Annotated in this window: 14 protein-coding genes; 5 read left to right on the top strand and 9 right to left on the bottom strand. The window is 41.8% G+C overall.

The genetic code is table 11. The annotated features are described in order from the left end of the window. On the bottom strand, positions 1-2,162 hold a 2,162-nt coding region (locus B5X76_RS16335; protein ID WP_217699676.1), incomplete at its 3' end, for a hypothetical protein. 497 nt (positions 2,163-2,659) lie between these two features. Between B5X76_RS16335 and B5X76_RS22045 the strand changes: the two genes are divergently transcribed. From B5X76_RS22045 to B5X76_RS16320, 3 genes are all read left to right on the top strand, one after another. After that, positions 2,660-2,812: a hypothetical protein gene (locus B5X76_RS22045; protein ID WP_176141110.1), complete on the top strand. Its 153-nt coding sequence runs from the start codon at positions 2,660-2,662 to the stop codon at positions 2,810-2,812. Positions 2,813-3,749: 937 nt separating this feature from the next. Then, positions 3,750-4,016 (top strand): hypothetical protein, encoded by a 267-nt coding sequence (locus B5X76_RS16325; protein ID WP_079644735.1) that lies wholly within the window; start codon positions 3,750-3,752, stop codon positions 4,014-4,016. 200 nt (positions 4,017-4,216) lie between these two features. After that, on the top strand, positions 4,217-4,453 hold the full coding sequence (locus B5X76_RS16320; protein WP_079644734.1) for a hypothetical protein: 237 nt from the start codon (positions 4,217-4,219) through the stop codon (positions 4,451-4,453). Positions 4,454-4,526: 73 nt separating this feature from the next. Here the strand turns inward: B5X76_RS16320 and B5X76_RS16315 are convergent, their stop codons facing one another. From B5X76_RS16315 to B5X76_RS16305, 3 genes are read right to left on the bottom strand one after another with little or no spacing between them, the layout of a single operon-like run. Then, positions 4,527-5,786, bottom strand: a complete 1,260-nt coding sequence (locus B5X76_RS16315; protein ID WP_079644733.1) for a TlpA family protein disulfide reductase — start codon at positions 5,784-5,786, stop codon at positions 4,527-4,529. 25 nt (positions 5,787-5,811) lie between these two features. Further along, positions 5,812-7,167 (bottom strand): RagB/SusD family nutrient uptake outer membrane protein, encoded by a 1,356-nt coding sequence (locus tag B5X76_RS16310; RefSeq protein ID WP_176141109.1) that lies wholly within the window; start codon positions 7,165-7,167, stop codon positions 5,812-5,814. A gap of 11 nt (positions 7,168-7,178) precedes the next feature. Further along, the gene (locus tag B5X76_RS16305; protein WP_079644729.1) at positions 7,179-10,643 is read right to left on the bottom strand and encodes a SusC/RagA family TonB-linked outer membrane protein; all 3,465 of its coding nucleotides are present in this window, start codon (positions 10,641-10,643) and stop codon (positions 7,179-7,181) included. An 889-nt stretch (positions 10,644-11,532) separates the two neighbouring features. Here B5X76_RS16305 and B5X76_RS16300 point away from each other — a divergent pair. Both B5X76_RS16300 and B5X76_RS16295 read left to right on the top strand, forming a co-directional pair. Continuing rightward, entirely contained in the window at positions 11,533-11,793 is a 261-nt protein-coding gene (locus B5X76_RS16300) for a helix-turn-helix domain-containing protein (RefSeq protein WP_079644728.1), read from the top strand. A 12-nt stretch (positions 11,794-11,805) separates the two neighbouring features. Next, positions 11,806-12,069, top strand: a complete 264-nt coding sequence (locus B5X76_RS16295) for a hypothetical protein (RefSeq protein ID WP_079644726.1) — start codon at positions 11,806-11,808, stop codon at positions 12,067-12,069. Between the two features lie 367 nt (positions 12,070-12,436). Here B5X76_RS16295 and gcvP read toward each other — a convergent pair whose 3' ends face one another. The 5 genes from gcvP to B5X76_RS16270 form a co-directional block, all read right to left on the bottom strand. Further along, positions 12,437-15,310, bottom strand: a complete 2,874-nt coding sequence (gene gcvP / locus B5X76_RS16290) for an aminomethyl-transferring glycine dehydrogenase (RefSeq protein WP_079644724.1) — start codon at positions 15,308-15,310, stop codon at positions 12,437-12,439. A gap of 291 nt (positions 15,311-15,601) precedes the next feature. Further along, positions 15,602-17,191, bottom strand: a complete 1,590-nt coding sequence (bshC, locus tag B5X76_RS16285; protein ID WP_079644723.1) for a bacillithiol biosynthesis cysteine-adding enzyme BshC — start codon at positions 17,189-17,191, stop codon at positions 15,602-15,604. Positions 17,192-17,282: 91 nt separating this feature from the next. Next, positions 17,283-18,596, bottom strand: coding sequence for a nicotinamide mononucleotide adenylyltransferase (locus B5X76_RS16280; protein ID WP_079644721.1), 1,314 nt, complete (start codon positions 18,594-18,596; stop codon positions 17,283-17,285). A 99-nt stretch (positions 18,597-18,695) separates the two neighbouring features. Continuing rightward, positions 18,696-19,238 (bottom strand): NUDIX hydrolase, encoded by a 543-nt coding sequence (locus B5X76_RS16275; protein WP_079644719.1) that lies wholly within the window; start codon positions 19,236-19,238, stop codon positions 18,696-18,698. 1 nt (position 19,239) lies between these two features. Then, positions 19,240-20,976, bottom strand: coding sequence for a phospho-sugar mutase (locus B5X76_RS16270; RefSeq protein ID WP_079644717.1), 1,737 nt, complete (start codon positions 20,974-20,976; stop codon positions 19,240-19,242). Between the last annotated feature and the right edge of the window lie 12 nt (positions 20,977-20,988).

Below are 20,988 nucleotides of genomic sequence, written 5' to 3'. Positions count from 1 at the left end.
TCAAATGCAATAGATGTGGCATTCGTATTGATGCTCGTGATAATCTCACCTTTACCGTTCGTAAACGTATAGATCCCTTTATCAACAGCGACTGTAGTAGTATTGGCATCGATGATGATCTCATCTCCAGCAACAGTCGTATGCGTATATGTGCCATTATTATTGTTAACTAACTTATCGCTGGTACCGTCCAACTTAGTCTGGAGTTCCTCGATAGCAGACTGTACATTACTGGAAGTAAAACCGTTAGTGCTGTTGTCAAATGCAATAGCTCCAGCATTGGCATCGATTTCACCGATCACAGCTCCTGCCGAGTTCTTGAACTCGTATTTATTGGTCGTCGTATTCAATGCTACAGAAACCTCTTTCGGATCGATCGTCACACCGCTCTCACCTGTTTTAGGATTACCGTCTGCACCGATCTGATTCTCATTGTAATAAGTATAGGTACCGTTATCGTTCCTAACCAAAACGGTAACCGTTTCGTTAGCCTTTACGATCGTTTCAAATTTCTTATTATCTACATTTACCCATGTATTTGTTGAAGCATCCCACTCCTGGAAGATCACATCGCCTGTAGTCTGATCGTAAACGATTTTTGTAAAACCACCTTTAGACTCTGTCAGGTACGTGATATATTCCTCTACCGTATTGAATGTACGGCCATCAACTTCGATAGGACCATTCTGTACAATCTCTTCGAAATTATTTACCACACCACCAACAACATCGATAGCATAGACACCCGCAGGTAGGTTCGTCGCATCAACTGTAGTAGGTACTTTGCCGTCATGAGCGGAAAGATAAGCTTCTGAGATGTAGTATTGTTTGTTATCAACTGTAATGATTTCAGTTTTGCTTTCATTAGCCGCAACAATTTCTTTGATCGTGATCTCTTTGGTCTCCCCTGTAGTCGTTACATAAGTAAACTTGTCGCCATCGTAATATACGTTACCGCCAACATTCTTGATCAGGTTGATGATTTCATTCTTTACATTCTCTTCTTTGACGATAGTCTCGAAGTTCTGGATAACGTCCGAAAGTACATTGATCACTGTTTTCGTGCCATCTTCTGCAGTATACTCATACTGCCCCTCGCCAAGAGCAACAAGCGTAGTTACTGTCTCATTACCTTTCACAATGCTCTCGATAGTAGCCCACTGCAATTCGCCCGCTGCATTCGTCACCAACATCGTGCTCGCTGAACCACCCTTGATCTCAACCTTATAAGGATCAGCTGTCGTACCTTTGCCACTAACAGTCACAAAATCACTACCGCCAACGGCAACACTGCTACTAGCGATATGCTGAATATACTCTTCGATAGTTTCAAAAGTATTACCATTGATAGTAACAGGACCTTTGTTGACAATAGTCTCGAAGTTCTCTACTACAGAAGCAGGGATATCGATGATTACCTCAATTCCCTTTTCATTCTTGTAAGTATAAGTACCGTTTGCATTTTTTGTTAATGTCGTTTCCGTCTCATTGGCCTGAACGATTTCTTTGATCGTGATCTCTTTGACCTCACCCTGCGGTGTTATATAAGTAAACTTAGTACCATCGTAATAGACATTCCCTCCGATATTTTTGATCAGGTTGATGATCTCGTTTTTCACGTTCTCGTCTTTGACAATAGTCTCAAAGTTCTGAATTACAGCATCAGGCACATTAATCAATGTTTTCGTACCATTCTCCGAATTGTATTCATATTTACCTTCGCCCAATGATACTAAAGTCGTAATCGTTTCATTTTTCTTAACAACTTCCTTAAAATCGATTGTCACTGGATTGCCACTGGCATCCACAAAAGAAATCTCAAAGGTTGTTGGATTATAGGAGATACTTGTTGCCTTACCACCTGATGCCAGCACCCACTTACTGCCGTCATTGTAATAAATACCTGGAACCACATCATTACGCGTCTCGGTATTATACACCATAAGACCCACAACATGCGCACTCATTGGATAGGCTCTTGTTGTTGCCTCCAACGTGACACGCGTATGTAGCAATCCTTTATTTTTACTTGCCAATTCTAGTATGGCATTCTGATTTACGGTCAAGCCATTATCGGCTCCATCAGATAGCTTTTGCTGCGCACCGGCTACAAGAGCTAGAGAGAAAAAAACACTGGTAAGTGCAACCTTTTTAATATTCATAATTTCCTTATCTAGAAAAAAAGTGATCTGGGTATTAAGTCCGTTGTTAAGTGAACTAATTACTGTGCTGGCAAAAGTATACTTATAATAAAGACCTTATGACGGATGATTAAGGAAAATCTGCTATTGTGTAGCCCTACAACTACAAGCCTTACGAGCTGCTATTTTTGAGGTAAAACACCATAAAACAATGTAGCTCCTACTCTACAAAATGATTAAAAAAAACGAACTTATGATTGGTTGTCTTAACAAGGTGTGTTTTAGAATATCAAAACCAGGTCTGGAAAAAACCGATTAAACTATGAGATAACATCTATTAAAACTTCTTTCTAGAATGATTTACATGGCCTGAGAATTGATCAATATTCGTAAAGATTATCTCCTCACCTTTAAGAAAGATACGATTAGCACAAGTAGCAAATCCTAGATGAGTAACACGCTTATCTTTAGTCCCATTAGTAGCAAATAGGTCAGCTGGTTGAACCTTGCTTTCTTCAATGAATCTAGCTTTTGGGAAGAGCACCTGGAACCAGGAATTATTTGGAGAGTTTTCTATAGCGGAGGTATTCTTCGACACAGGTGCTGTCGTTATTGTCAATAGATTCGTGAACGCTAAGTTCTTTAGAAGTGACGCAATAAGATGGATATAGCCCCCCTTTTTACGCTACTTGACGAAAGCTATTTTATAAAAATCAGGATTTAATCGGTTTGAGAATTAGCGTTTCGTAAACAAGTTTGCCACTAACCCAATTGGGTACGACATCGAACAAAACAGGCTGAGCTTCCTCTTAAACTGTTTTGCCACGGAACGGCTTAAACAGACCAAGAAATGAAATCTTTGAACCACATTTAGAGGAAGATTGATCCTATAAGCGAATGAAAGACCTGCAATACCAAATGGAAAAATGGGAACACCGAATGAATAAATACGTGAACATAAGCGAAGAGCCGTTAACTGCATTGGAACAGCTACCAGACTATAGATGAATACCACGCAACCTATAGGTTTGATTGACACCCCAAAACAAGCGGCCGCATAACAGGATAAGTCTGCTGTAGACTTAAATCCGCATACCTATAAACCGAACAGCATTGGGGCTTAGTCATATGGATCAGCTATATACCTTTTAGGTTCAGACGCGCCACGCGTTCTTCACGCAGCTACTCAAAAAACTTAAACCGCCTACTCTTACCGACCAGCGGTCCCTCTAAACAGATAAACAGCCGATTCATTTACTTAATCCGTAGAAACGAAAAGATAGTGACATTTCCGAAAACGATCATCTCTGCGAGTGAATGGAAATACTATGAATGCATTCAAACTAAGCATTAATACAAAGAGATGCACGGCAGACCAGAAGCAATCAGCAGCACATCTAAATTAAACTGCAGCTTCATCATCTACGAATCAAACTGACAGAAAGTAGTCAGAGCTTCCCTTTTCGAATAGCGTACCCGATTTTGCAGCTTCAATTTCTGCCTTTACGAGCCGGACACGCCCATCATAACTCATCCTTTGGATATCAGCAACTTTCGGGAGTATTATAAAGCATTAAACTATTACATGCGCCGATAAATTATATATCAATGATATATGTCCAGGAAGAAAGTCTTTCAGAAATTAGCATAAACAAAATAGATGAATTAGAAAGCATGACAGCAGCAGCTACATATCAACCATCGGGTATCGCAAAAGCAGGTAGACAAAGTGCCTTGCGGATAGACTCCGCAGCTATAGGCCATCCCTTATGGGGGCAGACCTACCCTATGCTATACCTAGATGGTAGAAATCGAAGCTATTGCTACCGGCCGCTATTCAAACGGATACGGCGTAGATTCGCAGTATACCCGTGAGGAGGTACGATATCAACGAGATGACCAATAAGGAGTCCTGGCGTCATCTTTAGAAAAAGCCCTCGGGAGAGGCAAAGAAAGGGCCCAAAGCTTATCAAAAAAATTGGACGCAATATGATAGGTGATGACTGTAAGATCTTAAGTTAACAGGCAGTGGATACGAAGTAATTCATAAATTTAAGTAACGTAATTTCAATATTATGGCACTAAAATGGTTTCACTATACAGGTTCAGATCCTGCTAATCCAAGCGATTACACAGTATTTGGTTCATCTGCACCTTCAGATTGTCCAGGAACGCCTCAAATGCTTTGCGCAATTCGGGCAGATGAAGACACGAACGCTGAGCCTGTACTCGATACTGCAATTGCACTAGAAATGGTACAAGCCCTGCAGAACCAAACGAACACCAGCAACGTGTTGCTAAAACGACGCTAAGCCGGGGTCGGCGATATTGCCGATTTGAATAAATAATAAAGGGTATGGTGATGAGCCATACCCTTCTGCTTTTCTAATCTACTTCTTCAATTACGAGAACTTCAATTTGCCTTTCTTCAATCGCGCCTCTTATCCCATATGTGGCCAATTGCTTATTCAGGTCATCCAAAGTTTCGTAGGCTCCTAAACGCATTTTCACATCTTTGTTAACCTCATCAATCACGGGAGGGAATTTATTGATATAATCCAGAAAACTAGCTAAAACGGTAGTCCCCATATAAGTCATTTTACTTTTTGTATCTTTTGTAGTATCATCAATCGGAGGACACGATTTAAGAACTAGACAGGGCATTCGTTTACTCCCGACTCCAACTTTCACACCGTACAATCTCTCAAAATCATCCATAATGATAAGAGCCTGTATAGAGTCCGCCCGTATTTTCTGATCGTAACGTTCATAAGAAACGGCATGCTCGACCAACCAGACATCGTTTGGTGCACTGAAATTATCATATCTAGTAGAATCTTTGACCTTCCAGTCTACCCGGTCCAACCTCGGTACAAAGCGTGGATTTAATAATCCCGCTTTGGCCGATAAGCTTAACAGGGCGCTATACATGCCGGCATTATACAATGAACTTTTATGTAATCCTGTGAGACTGTCTTTTTCAAATTTCCAAGGTTGGTAATCAACTCCCTCCTGGTAGCCAGAGAATATTACTCCCGCTTTTAATTCTCTATTGCCCCTGTCCAACTTTGCTAGCATATCTCCCTTTCCGTAATCATCTTTCAAAGGCAATGTAATCTGCCCGTCACTATGCAACTTAAGAATATTCTCCTTATTGACAAACCCGTCCCTGGTGATAGCCTGTACCTTACCTTTGTACAGAAGCACCGAATGCGGAATTGTATGGTGAGGAAATAACCCCTTCAGATAATCATCGTTATAAATCACAGGAAGATTGACTTTATGTTCTTTAAGATACTTATTCTTCTTAAAAAAATCTACCATAGTACGCTTGTCCTGATAGGTAACTATCAACACCTTGAAAACATCACCAAGTTCCTTTTCCAGTTCCTGCAGATGTGGCATGATCTGAATACATGTGCCACATGACGTAGCAAAAAAATCCAACAGCACCACCTTGTCTTCCAGGCTCTTCCAGTTGATCCGACTTTCATTGCCGCGCATGAGCTCAACCGATGCCGGGGGGATGAATGTATCCCCAATATTCAGGGCTTTGGAGAAGTCAACGGATTCCCCTTTCTGCCCATAGGAAACCAAGCAAACTATGCAGTAAAACAAGGTTGTATATATCTTTAAATAATTCATTTTGTGTCAGTATTTGTTGATGTTATTATCTTTTATTCTGTTCAATGCCGCTGAGTTCTAGCACGGTCTCCGATAGGCGATATGCGTAACGCGGATCATTAGGCGGTAAGATATAAGTTTTATCTCCTACTACGCGCTTGAGCGACCTCTGAAACCGGGGCTCTAGGTTGAGCCTTTTCAGATCAGACCAACGTCTACCGCGAAACACAAGCTCTTTACGCCTTTCGTCCAATATAAAACGCAGTAACTTTTCGCCATCAGACTCCAATACAGGCACATACAGTTTGTTTTTGTCCCACCTAGATTTGAGCAGCTTATTAATTGCGTCGCGTGCTTCAGGTAGTTTACCTATTCGACATGCTGTCTCGGCTTTAACCAGGTACACCTCGCTGGTCGTGATACCAAAGAAGAGCGTGTTACTCTGATCAAAGCTACCCTTGAAGTACTGTGAATTTGCGGGATTATTATTCGGCTTGAAAAAAGCTTTCTTTCGCAGGTCACCATCCGCATAAGAGTCATACAACAATGTATCCATCAATGCTGTGGTAGCAGCCATAAGTGGTGCAGCTGTCCCCAATGCAGGAAACAATACTTCTGGATTAAATCGCACGATTGGAAAATTTGCGGATAGTGAAAGGTTGTTAAAATCCAGCAGCTCTGGCCTTATCATTAGACAGGAGTCTGCGTATGCATAGGCCTGGCCATAATCTCCTTTGTCGAGATAAACACGGGCCAAGGCTGCATACGCTGCAGGCAAATGAGGTTTTCCTTTGACAAGTTCTTCCTTAGGTAGGTTGGCAACAGCGATTTTTAAATCAGCGATGATTTGATTGTAGGTTTCCTCCAGAGAAGCCCTAACTGATTTAGCATCTACATCGGGTGTCAACCGTAAAGGGATACCAAGTTCTTTTGATGATCGGGCGGGATCATAAGCGCCGCAATATATGCCGGCTAACTGATGGAATGCAAAAGCACGATAAAAGTGCGCTCCCCCTAAAACACGTTTATAATCCTGTTCCAGATTTTTGTTATTCAACTGACCTAATATATCCAATACCTGATTGGCCACATATACCACCTTGTAGGGACGCTGCCATTGAACAACATCTGTATAAGTTTCATCTGCCCAGACGTAGGCCATACGTTGCTCATAATTGGATACCCCTTCCCATCGTTGTGCAGTTAGGTAATAATCGTCTGTACCAATCTCTCCGAATACGGGATAGTTTGAGTTCATCGTACTGTAATCGCTTAGTAATAGATCGGCATCCTTCAGTGTCCTTGGTACCACCAGTTTAATATCAGGCTTCTTGTCTAAAAACTCGGCACATGAACTGAACACGAGCATGATAAGTATATAAAGTGTCTGTAAAAATCGCATATCGATATACATTAAAGGTTAAAATTAAGTCCAAAGGAAGTCATCAGCGGATCCGGGTACCATTTTCCAAACTCCGGGTCTATACCATGTCTGTTGGCCTTCCAAATTGTACCCAGGTTCTGCAAGTAGGCATACACGCGCATATTCTTAAAACCGTAACGCGCCGTCTGCGGCAAACGAACGCTCATCTGTATATCCCGCAGCTTGATGTTTCCCCCATTTTCTACCAATGCGGACGAACTGCGGTAAAAATCGCTTCCCATATTATTATTTGGATACGTAAATGCGGGAACAACCGTGTTAATCTCATCACCGGGCTTTTGCCATCGGTATTGATAATCCGTATGACCAACCTTCTGATCGAGAAACTCGGAGTTGATAAATGAAGGGCGTAAGAATTTATGTCCTAATTGATAGGAAATATTCCATGAGAGTTCCAAGAATTTGTAATTAACACTATTTCTCCAAGATCCGAAATATACGGGTATTTGTGAACCGTGGTTCACCAAAGTCTCGATTTTAGCGCCCGTTAGGGCAGCATGGTTTTTTGAAACCTCTCCATTTAGATATCCCATAGGAGTTCCCTCCTCCGGATCAAGCCCCGCCCAGTCGTAGGTCAATAGACTGAAGAGGTTCATCCCCTCGATAGGTGTCTGCAGTACCGATGAAGGTTTACTCACATTGTTGCGCGCTATATTATTGGCCAGAAATGCCTTTGTCACCGTAGTTTTTGAAGTAGAAAAAACCAAGTCGGAATTCCATGACCAGTTCCTATGTGATAACGGCTTTGCATTTAGCGATACATCCCAGCCTTTGGTATCCAAATTGGCCGTATTAACGCGCATGGATAGAAAACCTGTCGTTGGATCTATCTGCCCTGCTGCAATCAAGTCCTTCGGTGTCTTATGGTAGTATTCGATACTACCGCTCACGGTATTGTTTTTTAGCGCAAAGTCAAACCCTAGGTTCAGGTTACCGACACGTTCCCATCTAAGCCTTGGATTTGGTGGCGTGCTCATTTCGGCATAGTTCTCTCCAGGGACCGTATTGGGTCGTGAAGAAAGATTTATAATTGGATAAGCCGATACTCCCGTATTTACATTGCCATTATATCCATAGGTTGCCCTCAATTTCAACAATGGAAAAACCTTCTCGTTGATAAAGGATTCCTTGGAGAGGATCCATGCTCCACCAACCGACCAAAAGGGCTGTCCTTTATCATTGGTCTTTACTCCGAATATATTGGAAGCATCTTTACGGGCGCTTGCACTTACTATATATCGGCGTCTGTATGTATATGCTCCATTGGCATAGTAAGACACAAAACGGTTATATAATGCCTGGTAGAAATTATTATCAGGTAATGTTGCTGTGCCAAACAGGCCATTGATATAAGGTACGACTTTACCATGTTGGATAGATTGAAAAGCTCCAGTTTCAGGGTCAAATCCTTCATATTGAACTGTGCGAAAGTCCTTTTGCATACTGCGGATATCAAAACCAGCAAATACATTCAGTTCATGGTCTTCCCATTGCTTGTCATAGGAAGATGTCAGCCTGCTTTGATATACACTGCTGTTCCAGATACGCTCTCCGTAATAATCCCCCTTAGGTATATTCCAGATTACCTCTTTGGCATTCCAATTGGCAAAATCGTTCAACCTGTTGCGCTGTACATTGCTTGCTATTCCGTACCAATCTTCCATCGGATTAAGATTGCGTTGATAGGCGTACATCCCAGTGACACTTAGACCAAAGGGTAAAGTGTAAGTCGCCGAAAAATTCGCCATCATATCCCTATTGAGCTGCGTTTGCCTTGTCTGATGAATCTCCTCGAGAGGTATATAATCCCAGCTCATCAAACGACCAGCTGCCACGGTATCCCTAAATGCATGGCTAAATCCGGGCATATCAACCGTTATAGGCCTGCCCCCTGCATCGGCAAACTGCATATAAGGCCAATTGGAAATACCATTTGCCAAACCATTATAGGCTACAGGGCGAAAACTAGCGACTTTCTTTGATTCCGTATATGTAATACCAAGATTAAGCAGAAGGCGGTCCGTAGCTTTAATCTGTGTATTGGACTGCAGGTTCCACCTGTTATACTTCGAAGTGACCAACTCTTCTAGGTTTTTGTCAAAGCCGATCCCTATAGATGTATTCACCCTATCCCCACCTGCATTCAGCCGAAGACTATATTGCTGATTTACATTTTCGCGATAGATATACTTTAAAAAATCATCCCGTATGTCGAGACCTCTTAACTGATCGAGCTGTGCATCGAGCTCCCCTTTTGTAATAATCTGTTTGCGCTCCTGGTCCATCATCTTGATAATAGGCTCGGGATTACTCGCCCAGTCATCTAGGTCCCAATCGAATCTTCCTGCGTTAAAGAGTTCCTGTATCAAATCTATGTAATCCGTAGTACGCATCTGTGGCATGTAATAGAGATCAGGTTTTTGTTTTATGCTGATGTTGCTATTTACCGATAGATTGGCTCTCTCATTAAACTTTGCTCGCTTTGTTGTAATCACAATCACACCATTACCGGCACGGGCTCCCCATATGGATGCCGCGGCAGCGTCTTTTAGCACAGTCACATTCTCAATATCATTCGGATTAATATTATTAAAAGTACCATAGCCGAGATCTCCGAACCTGTTTTCATAAGGGATTCCGTCTATTACGACCAATGGCCATACTTCGGACATCAATGTACTCTGCCCTCTGATATTCACATTGAGAAGGTCTCCCCTATTGTTGGGCCTATATTTTATAGTAGCCAGCCCCGGCACCACATCTTCTAATCGGCTTAAAAAATCCGTAGACACCTTCCTGTTAAACAAGGCAGAGTCCACAAACTCAAAGCTCCCTGTAGCTCTTTCTTTCGGTATCTTCTGGTATCCGGTAGATACGACTTCGACCTCTTCGATCTGTTTTTCACTGGCCTGTAGGGCGATATTTAATAGTGTAGCGATATTCTCATAGGCAACGCGTTGCTCCTTGTATCCGATATGTTTTATAGTTAGTACTCCTGTAGGCTTGTCTACGCTGATCGTAAACCTCCCCTGCTTATCTGTCCATGTGGGCTTCTTGTCCACGGAGACCGAAGCCCCTTCGATAGCCTGCCCATCGGCAGCCGAGCGTACCTCACCACGAAGCACGATTTTAGTTAGCCCTTTGGCCTCCTGCCCGAAAGCAGGAGTTACCAAAGACCAACTAAACAACACACAGAATATGGTTAAAGCTATAAGCTTTAGGCTATAAGCAGATGGCAATCTCCATCCGCGCGATACGTCACTACGATCCGCAGTCCACTCGTCATTGCGAGGATCAGCCAGTAGGCTGAGACGAAGCAATCTTTCAAGATTACTTCTCTCCATTACATTTCGATCGTAATGACAGGGTATTGGTGACTGGGCACGGCTCTGCCCAAAGGGCAGTCCTCTCCCGCCCCTATTAAAATTCTTCATTTTTTAAGGAATTATTTGTTTTACAATGGCCTTAAAGAGCCGCAAAACGGGTTTTAAGAATACTGTGCAACAGTAAAAACCATTGCTATTAATAAAATTGTATTCCCGAATGAACTATCTGCTTATCTACAGGATATAATTGGTTTTTAATCATTCATTCACGGTATTAAGAATAAAAACCGGCCATTTATTGAAAGTCAACTTGTAGGCGTTGAAAAAGATTGCTAATTTTAAGGTGCTAACAGTAAAAAATAACAAACCGAATCATTCAACCTATGAAGATTTTTCTCATTTGGTATGGCCGGTTTACAGACAGGATAGAGCATTTATTGGCTTTGACCTCTTATAGGTTTAGTCCGAGCCCTTTTTCTGTCTGTAATGCCTTGCTAAATTTTATTCCGGCGATGACGGGACGTTCTTTATGTGTAAAAATTGGGAATACCATGACGACCGATAGGATATCGGTGCCACATGGCTTTTGTTGGTTCTGATTTTCGTTCTCATAATTTATAAAGTTTATGATGAACGAGACTCTACTTACATAACGTAAAGGATGAGACCTTGCGTTTCGCCACTCTTTTACACAGAGCTAATGCTTGTGTCAGAATTTGGTACCTGGAAGCGGCTACTCAGCAAGGCTCATCCCCACGCTATTATAACAAAGATATAATATTCGTAGGAAATGAGCTAACCTTACCGCCTCCTTCCCAGGTACCAAGTGGAAAGTTGGAGACTCGTCAATATTTCAAGTGTATAAAACACTTAATATCTAAAGTTAACTCTAAGTCTAATTTTTAGACATAACAATTAAACATCGCGACAACTACACTTAGTTATAGCTAAGCAAATATACAAACTTAGTTATGTCTAAGCAAATTTTAAGATAAAAATGACAGAGAAAAATAAAAATCCCAAGACAAAGTTTGAATGGGAAATTGTAAAATTGGTGAGAGCTTTAAGAAAATCAGACACTAATAAAGTAAGCCAACGGGCAATTGCTGCATGCTTAGGTGTAAGTCCTGGTTACATTGGCCAAATTGAGACAGAAACATCCTCTAGTATGTATACCTATGACCAATTAAATAAAGTAGCGATTCTATTAAATTGTAGCCCTAAGGATTTTATGCCTCCATCAGCGATTGAATATTAATCTCGTTTAAAAATGAAACATATAACTCTAATCTTATTGCTATTTGCTTCAACGCTTACAAACGCACAAACTATCAAACACCTTAGTGATGTAGGAAGCAAGGACGCTGTGGCAAATGGTCAAGCGATTATCTACGGCAACTTTATCCAAAGACTAGGATTTGCTAGTGGTGGTTTTGCTCAAGATATTCGGTTGATAAATATTGACACCAAAGAAGTGTTTGCATTTCGAGTCAAACCTACTTTCAAATCCTCTAAAGAGAATACCTGCAAATAATACGCACAAAACACTTTGGGACCACATTTTTGCCACAGATATCTTTAAATTTTTCATCGAATAGTTAGGTTTTAGAGGGAGAAATAAGTAATATTATCATCGGTGTACTTTTACTAAACCACTAATATAACGATTTAGCAATCAAATAAAGAAGCTTAATGTAAAAATCTAATTAGCCCCAAAAATCATTCTTTTTTTAATCAGAGCGCTCAAACAAAATGTATTTTGCCCAATTGCTGGTCTTTTTAGACGAGACCTTACGATAATTTTCGTTGACAGCTATAGTAGTACATGCTCCTTACTCTTGCTAAACAAAAAAAGCTGCACCAAAATGGTGCAGCCTTTAAAATATCTACAGAATCTATTACTATGCTTCTGCATATTCTTCGATCGAAGGACAAGAACAGATAAGCGTTCTATCTCCTTGCGAATCATTCACGCGACCTACAGAAGGCCAGAATTTATTTACTTTTAGATAAGGAAGTGGATAAGCCGCCACCTGACGAGAATAAGATCTATTCCATTCGTCATCGATAACAACAGCCGCAGTATGTGGCGCATTCTTCAAAACGTTATCTGTTTGGCCAACTTCTCCAGCCTCTACTGCTGCAATCTCCTGACGAATAGCAATCAAAGCATCACAGAAACGATCCAACTCAGGTTTAGACTCCGATTCCGTAGGTTCCACCATCAATGTACCTGCTACCGGGAAGGATACTGTAGGTGCATGGAAACCGTAATCCATCAAGCGTTTTGCAATATCTGCAACTTCAATACCCACATTTTTGAATCCACGGCAATCTAAGATCATCTCGTGTGCACAACGTCCATTTGCTCCAGCATATAAAACTGGATAATGACCTTCTAAACGTGCTTTGATATAGTTTGCATTCAAGATGGCAGTCTTCGTAGCTGTAGTCAACCCCTCACTTCCCATCATTGCGATGTAACCATGAGAGATCAAAAGAATAGAAGCCGAACCGAAAGGAGCGGCTGAAACCGCCGATATACCTTCTGCTCCCGATACCTCTACGACCTTATGGTTGGGCAAGAACGGCACCAAGTGTGCAGCCACACCAATAGGCCCCATACCTGGACCACCACCACCGTGAGGAATACAGAATGTCTTATGTAAATTTAAGTGACACACATCAGCCCCGATCAAGCCTGGACTTGTAAGACCAACTTGCGCATTCATATTAGCACCATCCATATATACCTGACCACCATTCTCATGAATGATATTACAGATTTCGATAATAGTCTCTTCAAATACACCATGTGTAGATGGATAAGTCACCATCAAGGAGTTTAGGTTAGCAGCATGCTCTTCCGCTTTCGCTTTTAAATCAGCTACATCAATATTTCCTTTTTCATCTGTCTTAACCACGACCACTTTCAACCCTGCCATCGAAGCCGAAGCCGGATTAGTACCATGTGCCGAAGCTGGAATCAAACAGATATTACGGTGTCCCTCGCCTCTACTTTTTTGATAAGCATCGATCACCATTAGACCAGCATACTCACCCTGAGCACCCGAGTTCGGCTGGAACGACATTTTGGCAAAGCCTGTAATCTCACTCAACCAATCGTTCAATTCACTAACCAACTGCATATACCCTGAAGTCTGATCCGCAGGAGCGAATGGATGAAGACCTCCAAAACGTGCCCAAGTAACTGGTACCATCTCCGTAGTAGCATTCAATTTCATGGTACATGACCCTAGTGGGATCATCGAATGACACAAGGAAAGATCTTTAGCCTCCAACGACTTAATATAACGTAGCATTTCGTGCTCCGAGTGATACGTGTTGAAGATCGGATGCGTCAAATAACTCGACACACGCTCCAACTCCGAAGGAATAGAACTTGTTAACGAATCGACTAAACTTTCCAAATCCACATCACTCTGATGTTTTCCTTTTACTTTTGCAAATACCTTAACGATAGTCTGAATATCAGCGAATGTAGTTGTCTCATCGATCGAGATACCAACAATACCTTCGTTGTAATAGAAGTTGAGCTCGTGGTTTAATGCCTCTGACTTCAATCCGTCCACTTCTTTACCCACGTTAAAACGTAAAGTATCAAAATATGTTGAGTTCAACTGCTCATAGCCCAATGATTGAATGGCTTTATCGGCCAGCTTCGCTAAATCATTGATACGTGATGCTATATTTTTAATTCCTTGTGGCCCATGATATACCGCATAGAACGAAGCCATAATAGCCAACAACGCCTGTGCTGTACAGATATTAGAAGATGCTTTGTCACGACGGATATGTTGTTCACGTGTTTGCAAAGCCATACGAAGTGCATATTCACCGTTTGAATCAGAAGTGACACCAATGATACGGCCAGGAATATTGCGCTTATAGGCATCTTTCGTTGCAAAGAAAGCAGCATGCGGTCCACCGAAGCCCATCGGTACACCGAAGCGTTGCGAGTTACCCACAACAACATCAGCTCCCCATTCGCCTGGAGGCGTCAATAACGCCAGAGACATTAAATCTGCAGCGACACAGACTGTAATATTCTTAGCATGAGCTGCCGCTGTAAAGTTCTTATAATCTGCAACTGTTCCATCTGCCGCAGGGTATTGGATAAATGCAGCAAACACATCATCGGAAAGATTTGCTTCATTGATATCAGCGACACGGATCTCTACACCAAATGGCACTGCTCGCGTCTGTAATACATCCAGCGTTTGTGGGTATACATTTGGTGAAACCAAAAACGCATGCGCATCTTTGTTCTTACGCGCACTGTACAACATAAACATACCTTCTGCGGCAGCCGTAGCCTCATCCAATAAAGATGCATTCGCGATTTCTAATCCTGTAAAGTCGCAAACAACAGTCTGGAAGTTAAGCAATGCCTGTAAACGTCCTTGTGCAATCTCTGCTTGATAAGGCGTATACTGCGTGTACCATCCTGGATTTTCGAAAACATTACGCTGGATCACTCCCGGAAGGATTACATCAAAGTACCCTTGACCAATGTACGATTTGAATACCTTGTTCTTTTCAGCAATCTGCGCTACTTTTTCCAAGTAGGCCACCTCACCTAAAGCGGCTGGAAGATTTAATGCTTTTTTTGCACGGATTTGAGCTGGAACGGTTTGTTCAATCAACTCATCTAGCGAACCCACACCTAAGAAACCCAACATTTCTTCTACTTGTGCGGCACGAGGACCATTGTGACGGTCTTGGAATTTTTCTTGGTAATATACGTTACTCATTTGCTTTACAATTGCAAGGACTATATGTAATTAACTCTTTGACAAACAATTTATTTATTCCTCATAAATGGTTTGTTTTTCGATGTGCAAAGATACGTATTTTATAAGACTTTTTTGGAGGAGTCCTACAAGCAGAAACTTTTATAATAACATCAATCGATTGCGCAAATTTTTATTCAAAAAGCAAATAAAAGAGCGATTTCGTATCAATAAAATAAGTAAACAACCAAAACCTTTCACATAGCGAGATTTAACACAACATACTATATTATCGGTCTGTATACTTTACTACTAATACAAAATCGTAAACTTAAAGGCTAGGGGATCAAAATGCTTCACCAAGTCCTCAATAAGGTCATCCCCATATTTGACATATAGTACCGCAAAATTCTCTGTTCGCTCTTGCAGTCCACCGCCCGGAAAAAGCTTCTCCTTGATCCGTTCGATCTGCAACACCGCGTCCTGATGATTACGCTTATCTGCCTTCAGAAGCTTCTTCTCCAAGCTATTAATTGCTTTCTTAAGTCGCGCCTTGACAGCTTCGGTACTAGGACCCAGGCTCGGGTCTATCTTATGCGTACGTAGTTTTATCTTTCCAAAAATGGCATTCAGTTCCATCCATTCGTCCTTGAGATGTAGACGATGTGTGGTATGCCTCCTGACATACTCGTTCTGTAACGCTACAGTAGACTTAAAGACACTTTTAAAGGTTAGGTCCAGCCTATATATTTTACCTACGATATTATCCTCGGTTATCAATGCCGAATTACGAGGTATTAGGATAGGAAAAGGAATGTTGTATTGATCGAAATTTGCCTTAAGCTGAAGCCAGTACACAATCTCTGCTCCACCACCTATGTAAGCGAGATTGGGCAATATCACCTCTTGATACAAAGGTCTCATTACCACGTTAGGGCTGAATCGTTCAGGATATTGGTCGATTTCAAGCTTTAACTCTTCAGGCGTAAAGACCACCCCTTGATGTAAGACTTCATAATTACCATCTGCATTCTTCTCAATCCGCTCCCTAAACTCGTCGGTCAAATAGAAAAAGTTACACGGTCTAGCATACACCTGGGCGGTATATCCCTCTTCTTCGAGCAGCGCAGAGGTTTTGGAAATTGCGGCAAAACTTTTCTCGTGCAGAATATCATCCTCAATAATAGGCGCATACAGCTTTTTCAACACTCTTCTATCGGCATCTACAATAACAAGGCCATAAGACTTAAAAAGCTCATGCACCAATACACGGGTCGCATCAGCTAGGTTTCTCCCCTTCAAATAAGCCTCTTCGACAATAGCGGTCAATCGCGTTGAATTTTCAGAAAGCCCCAACATCCCACAATACTGTCGCACGACCTCCCCCATGGAACTGGTATCCATACGCCCTGTACCCGAAATCTTAGGAACATCCCATACGATCTTTTTGCCATAGACCCGCGTATTATTGATCTCTTCAAAATCATGGTCCTCTGTAGCCATCCAATACACAGGCACAAAATTATTTCCAGGAAATTTTTCTTTTAAATCTTTCGCGAGACGGATCGCTGTCGCAATTTTAAAAATAAAATACAGCGGCCCCGTAAAAATGTTTAACTGGTGTCCGGTCGTGACCGTGTAGGTATTCTTTTCGGCAAGCTGTTTAATATTTTGCTCCACCTCGATAGCATCTTCCAACAATCCGGAATACGAAGACCGCAGTGACTCCACCAATACCTTTCTATGAGCAAAGGATTCCTTTAAACGAATCTGTGCCGCAAACCCGGCCATATCCGGCTTATTGCCATAGAATGACGCTAGATTATCTTCACCGGCTAAATACGCCAGCAGTGTCTTCGAAAAGCTGTTCGTGTCTTTGTAATCGATATAGGTTGCCTTCATTTACTAGAAAATGTTATCTTTCGAACAGACAAGTTACACCTTTTTACAAAAAGGCAAATGCCAAACCTAAATTATAGCGAATATTTGACAATTACACTGTTTTCACATACTTCTCATCGTAATTTTCAATATCGATGATATAGTGGTTCTGGATCAGGAAATCGTACAAGGGTTTTGCTTCATCAGATACCTTAAGATTTTTTGTCGTTATAATCTTATTCTCTTTCTTGTTGAGATAAGGATAGGCATAGAGCTTCACGTTCTTACTAAACATTCCAGATATATACGAAAGCAGTTCGTTGGTATAATTTTCTTTATTATAATTGTCCGAGTTAAAGATATTACGCAAGTTCGAAACGTTGGTAGCGATACCGACATTACGAGGCTTAAATGTCTTTACAAACTCTGCGAGATGGTTATTCCGTCTGAAATTAGAAACCATAATGTTGTTTCCTGTGGAACAGAGCTCTTCTGCACGCTGTGCAAAATACTGCAAATCTTCGCTGGTCAAATCAAGATCTTCGTCAAGCACATTCCCCATCAACACCTCGATCAGTACTACAGTGTTTTCTGGATCGGCCAGGGTATTCTTTTTAAATTGCTCGACAGCGAGGTTAAACAGATCAAAGTTGGGCAATGACTTTTGCCGATACTTTGTCCTTAATACAATAATATCCTTTTTGTATAGGAAATCTTTGATTTGCGCAGCTCGACCATCCGGTCTGAAGATAGCCGCATTCGCAAAACCTTTGGCAATAAGGTATAAGTTTAAAAGGCGCTCATTGGCACTTTCAAAGACAGGACCGCTCACCTTGACCAGGTCAATCTCCACCGAACCGACAGAAAGATTGTCTACCAGCGACTCGATCATGACCTGAGGATCGTGTGAATAGTAGTAGGCAGCAAACACAAGGTTAACCCCCAGTATACCCAGCACTTTCGATTGCAGACGGTTGTCACTATCCAACAAACGTACGTGAATAATAATATCATTGGTAGGTCCGTCCACTTCGCTTTGAAACCGAATTCCCAACCAACCATGTGGATCGTTTGTCTTTGTAAAATTCAGTGTTGTTACGGTATCCGCAAAAGCAAAGAAACGCTTGTTGTCATATTTTTCCATATGCAGACGTTCGGTCAACAAATTGAACTCATGCGACAACATTTTCGTAAGACGCGCGCGACTCACATACCTCCCCGACTCTTCTACACCATAAATCGCATCACTAAAAGCCATATCATATGCAGACATGGTTTTTGCGATTGTACCAGAAGCCGCTCCCGCCTCAAAAAAATTACGAGCTACTTCCTGTCCAGCGCCAATCTCTGCAAAAGTGCCGTAGATTGCTGCATCTAGATTTATTTTTAACGCCTTTCGCTTTGTTTCGAATATCTCTCTTGCCATTTGGCAAAGTTAAAAAAATACAACAAATTATTCGGAAAACAGTTCCTATGTCCGCATAAAAACCGCTGAATAAGTCCTACCGTGCCTAAAACACCTCCCTTACAGAAGGTTTAATTTTCTTAATGTGTAGAATAGGGCGGCACTATGCAACGCCTGCCCTATTTTATTCGAAAAGAGAAAGTCTTTCGCTTCATCAATAGACATCTCTATCACTTCAATATCTTCGGAATCATCCAATTCCTGCTCCTGCACCTTTTTACCCCCCTGCAAGAGATAAGTATAAGTCAAATTCCCACTTGTCGCAGGGTTGGCGTACAATTCACACACATATTCAATACGGTCAAATGCATACCCCGTCTCCTCTAACATCTCTCGTTTTGCCGCATCCACAGGATCTTCTCCTTCCTCCACTACTCCTGCTGGCAATTCAACCAGTATTTCATGTGCTCCATGCCTATATTGCTTCACAAACAGCAATGTTCCATGCGCCGTCAGACCAATCATATTCACCCAGGTAGGATATTCCAAAACATAATATTCGTCCTTCACTGTCCCATTGGGCAACTCCAATTTATCTACCCGAAGAGTGGCCCAAGGCCGTTGAATAATATACCGAGAATCTAACAACCTCCACTTATCCATATTACCCTTTTACGATATCTGCCATAATACGTTCCACTTTCTCCTCAAGGCGTTCTGCGACATTCTTAAAGGAAGACCTATCCAATAGACTCTCCCTAACCGAACAATAAAACTTAATCTTTGGTTCTGTACCTGAAGGTCTAGCAGAGATAACATCTCCATCCACAGTAATAAACTGCAACACATCGGATTTCGGCAGATCTATTTTATCCATTCGACCTGTCGGAATATCTTCTGCCTGTAGGTGCTCATAATCCCGTATCTCTCTTACTGCCACACCACCCAACGACCTCGGAGCATTCTGACGAAGGCTCACCATCATTTTTTGAATCTCTTCGGCACCAGCTTTACCTTTCTTCGTCAATGAAATAAGCTTCTCTTGATAAAAGCCATATTTGACATATAGCTCCAATAGCACGTCAAATAAGGTCTTACCTTGTTCTTTGAAATAGGCCGTCATTTCCGCGATAAATGCACAGGAATTGACCGCATCCTTATCACGCACTAGGTCGCCAACCAAAAAGCCATAACTCTCTTCTCCACCAACCAGATAATTTTCTTGCCCTAAAAGCTCGGTCATCTTCTCACCGATAAACTTAAACCCGGTCAATGTTTCATAGCATTTGACACCGAAACTAGTACTGATATCACTTATCAGATTTGTCGTCACGATGGTCTTAACCACATAATCATTGGCTTTAAGCTCTTTCTTATCCTTTTTCGATGATAGCACATAATACGCTAACAGGCTTCCGATTTGATTCCCATTCAACAACTGGAACTGTCCATCCGCATTTTTTACGGCAACGCCCACTCGATCCGCATCCGGATCTGTCGCCATGACGACATCCGCATCCAACTCTTCTCCTTTTCGCATCGCCATAGACATCGCATCCTCTTCCTCCGGATTAGGATAGACTACCGTTGGGAAATTGCCATCAGGATCCTTTTGCTCCTCTACCACAGACACATTTTCAAAACCCCAAGCATTCAACATCGCCGGTACAACCGTGATACCCGTACCATGAATCGGCGAGTACACGATTTTTAAGTCCCTATTGTTACGCACAGCTTCTGGATGTATACTCAGTCGGGTATTTGCCGCAATGTAAAGCGCATCAAAATCCGATGTTACCAATGTTACATTCGCGTTATTCCTCTCAAACTTGATTTCAGAAACCGACTGTATAGCGTTCACCTCAGTGATCACATTCTTATCATGAGGCGCCACAAGCTGCCCCCCATCATTCCAATACGCTTTATAACCATTATATTCCTTCGGATTGTGCGAAGCGGTCAACATCACGCCGCCTTGACAGGCATAGTGGCGAACGGCATAAGATAACATCGGTGTCGGACGCAACTCATCAAACAGGAAGACATGAATATCATTAGCAGAGAAAACATCTGCTACCAAGTGTCCTAAAGACTGGGAGTTATTTCGACTATCGTATGATACAGCGACCTTAATCTGCTGACTCGGAAACTGTTTCTTAAGATAATTTGCCAACCCTTGCGTTGCCTTACCTATGGTATATTTATTTATCCGGTTAGAGCCCACCCCCATTATACCACGCAGCCCTCCTGTACCAAACTCCAACTCTTTATAAAACGAATCGATCAACTCAGTTTCTTCATTATTGTCAATCAATTTCTGGACCTTCCCTATGGTTTCTTCATCATACTCCGACGAAATCCAGGCATTAATACGTCCTTGCGTTTCTTTATCAAAATTCATTATATCCTATTT

Origin of the sequence: Sphingobacterium nematocida (assembly GCF_900168125.1) — a bacterium.
In the GTDB taxonomy this organism is placed as follows: domain Bacteria; phylum Bacteroidota; class Bacteroidia; order Sphingobacteriales; family Sphingobacteriaceae; genus Sphingobacterium; species Sphingobacterium nematocida.
Note: the sequence above shows the minus strand (reverse complement) of the source record. Positions and strands in the feature narration are given on the sequence as shown.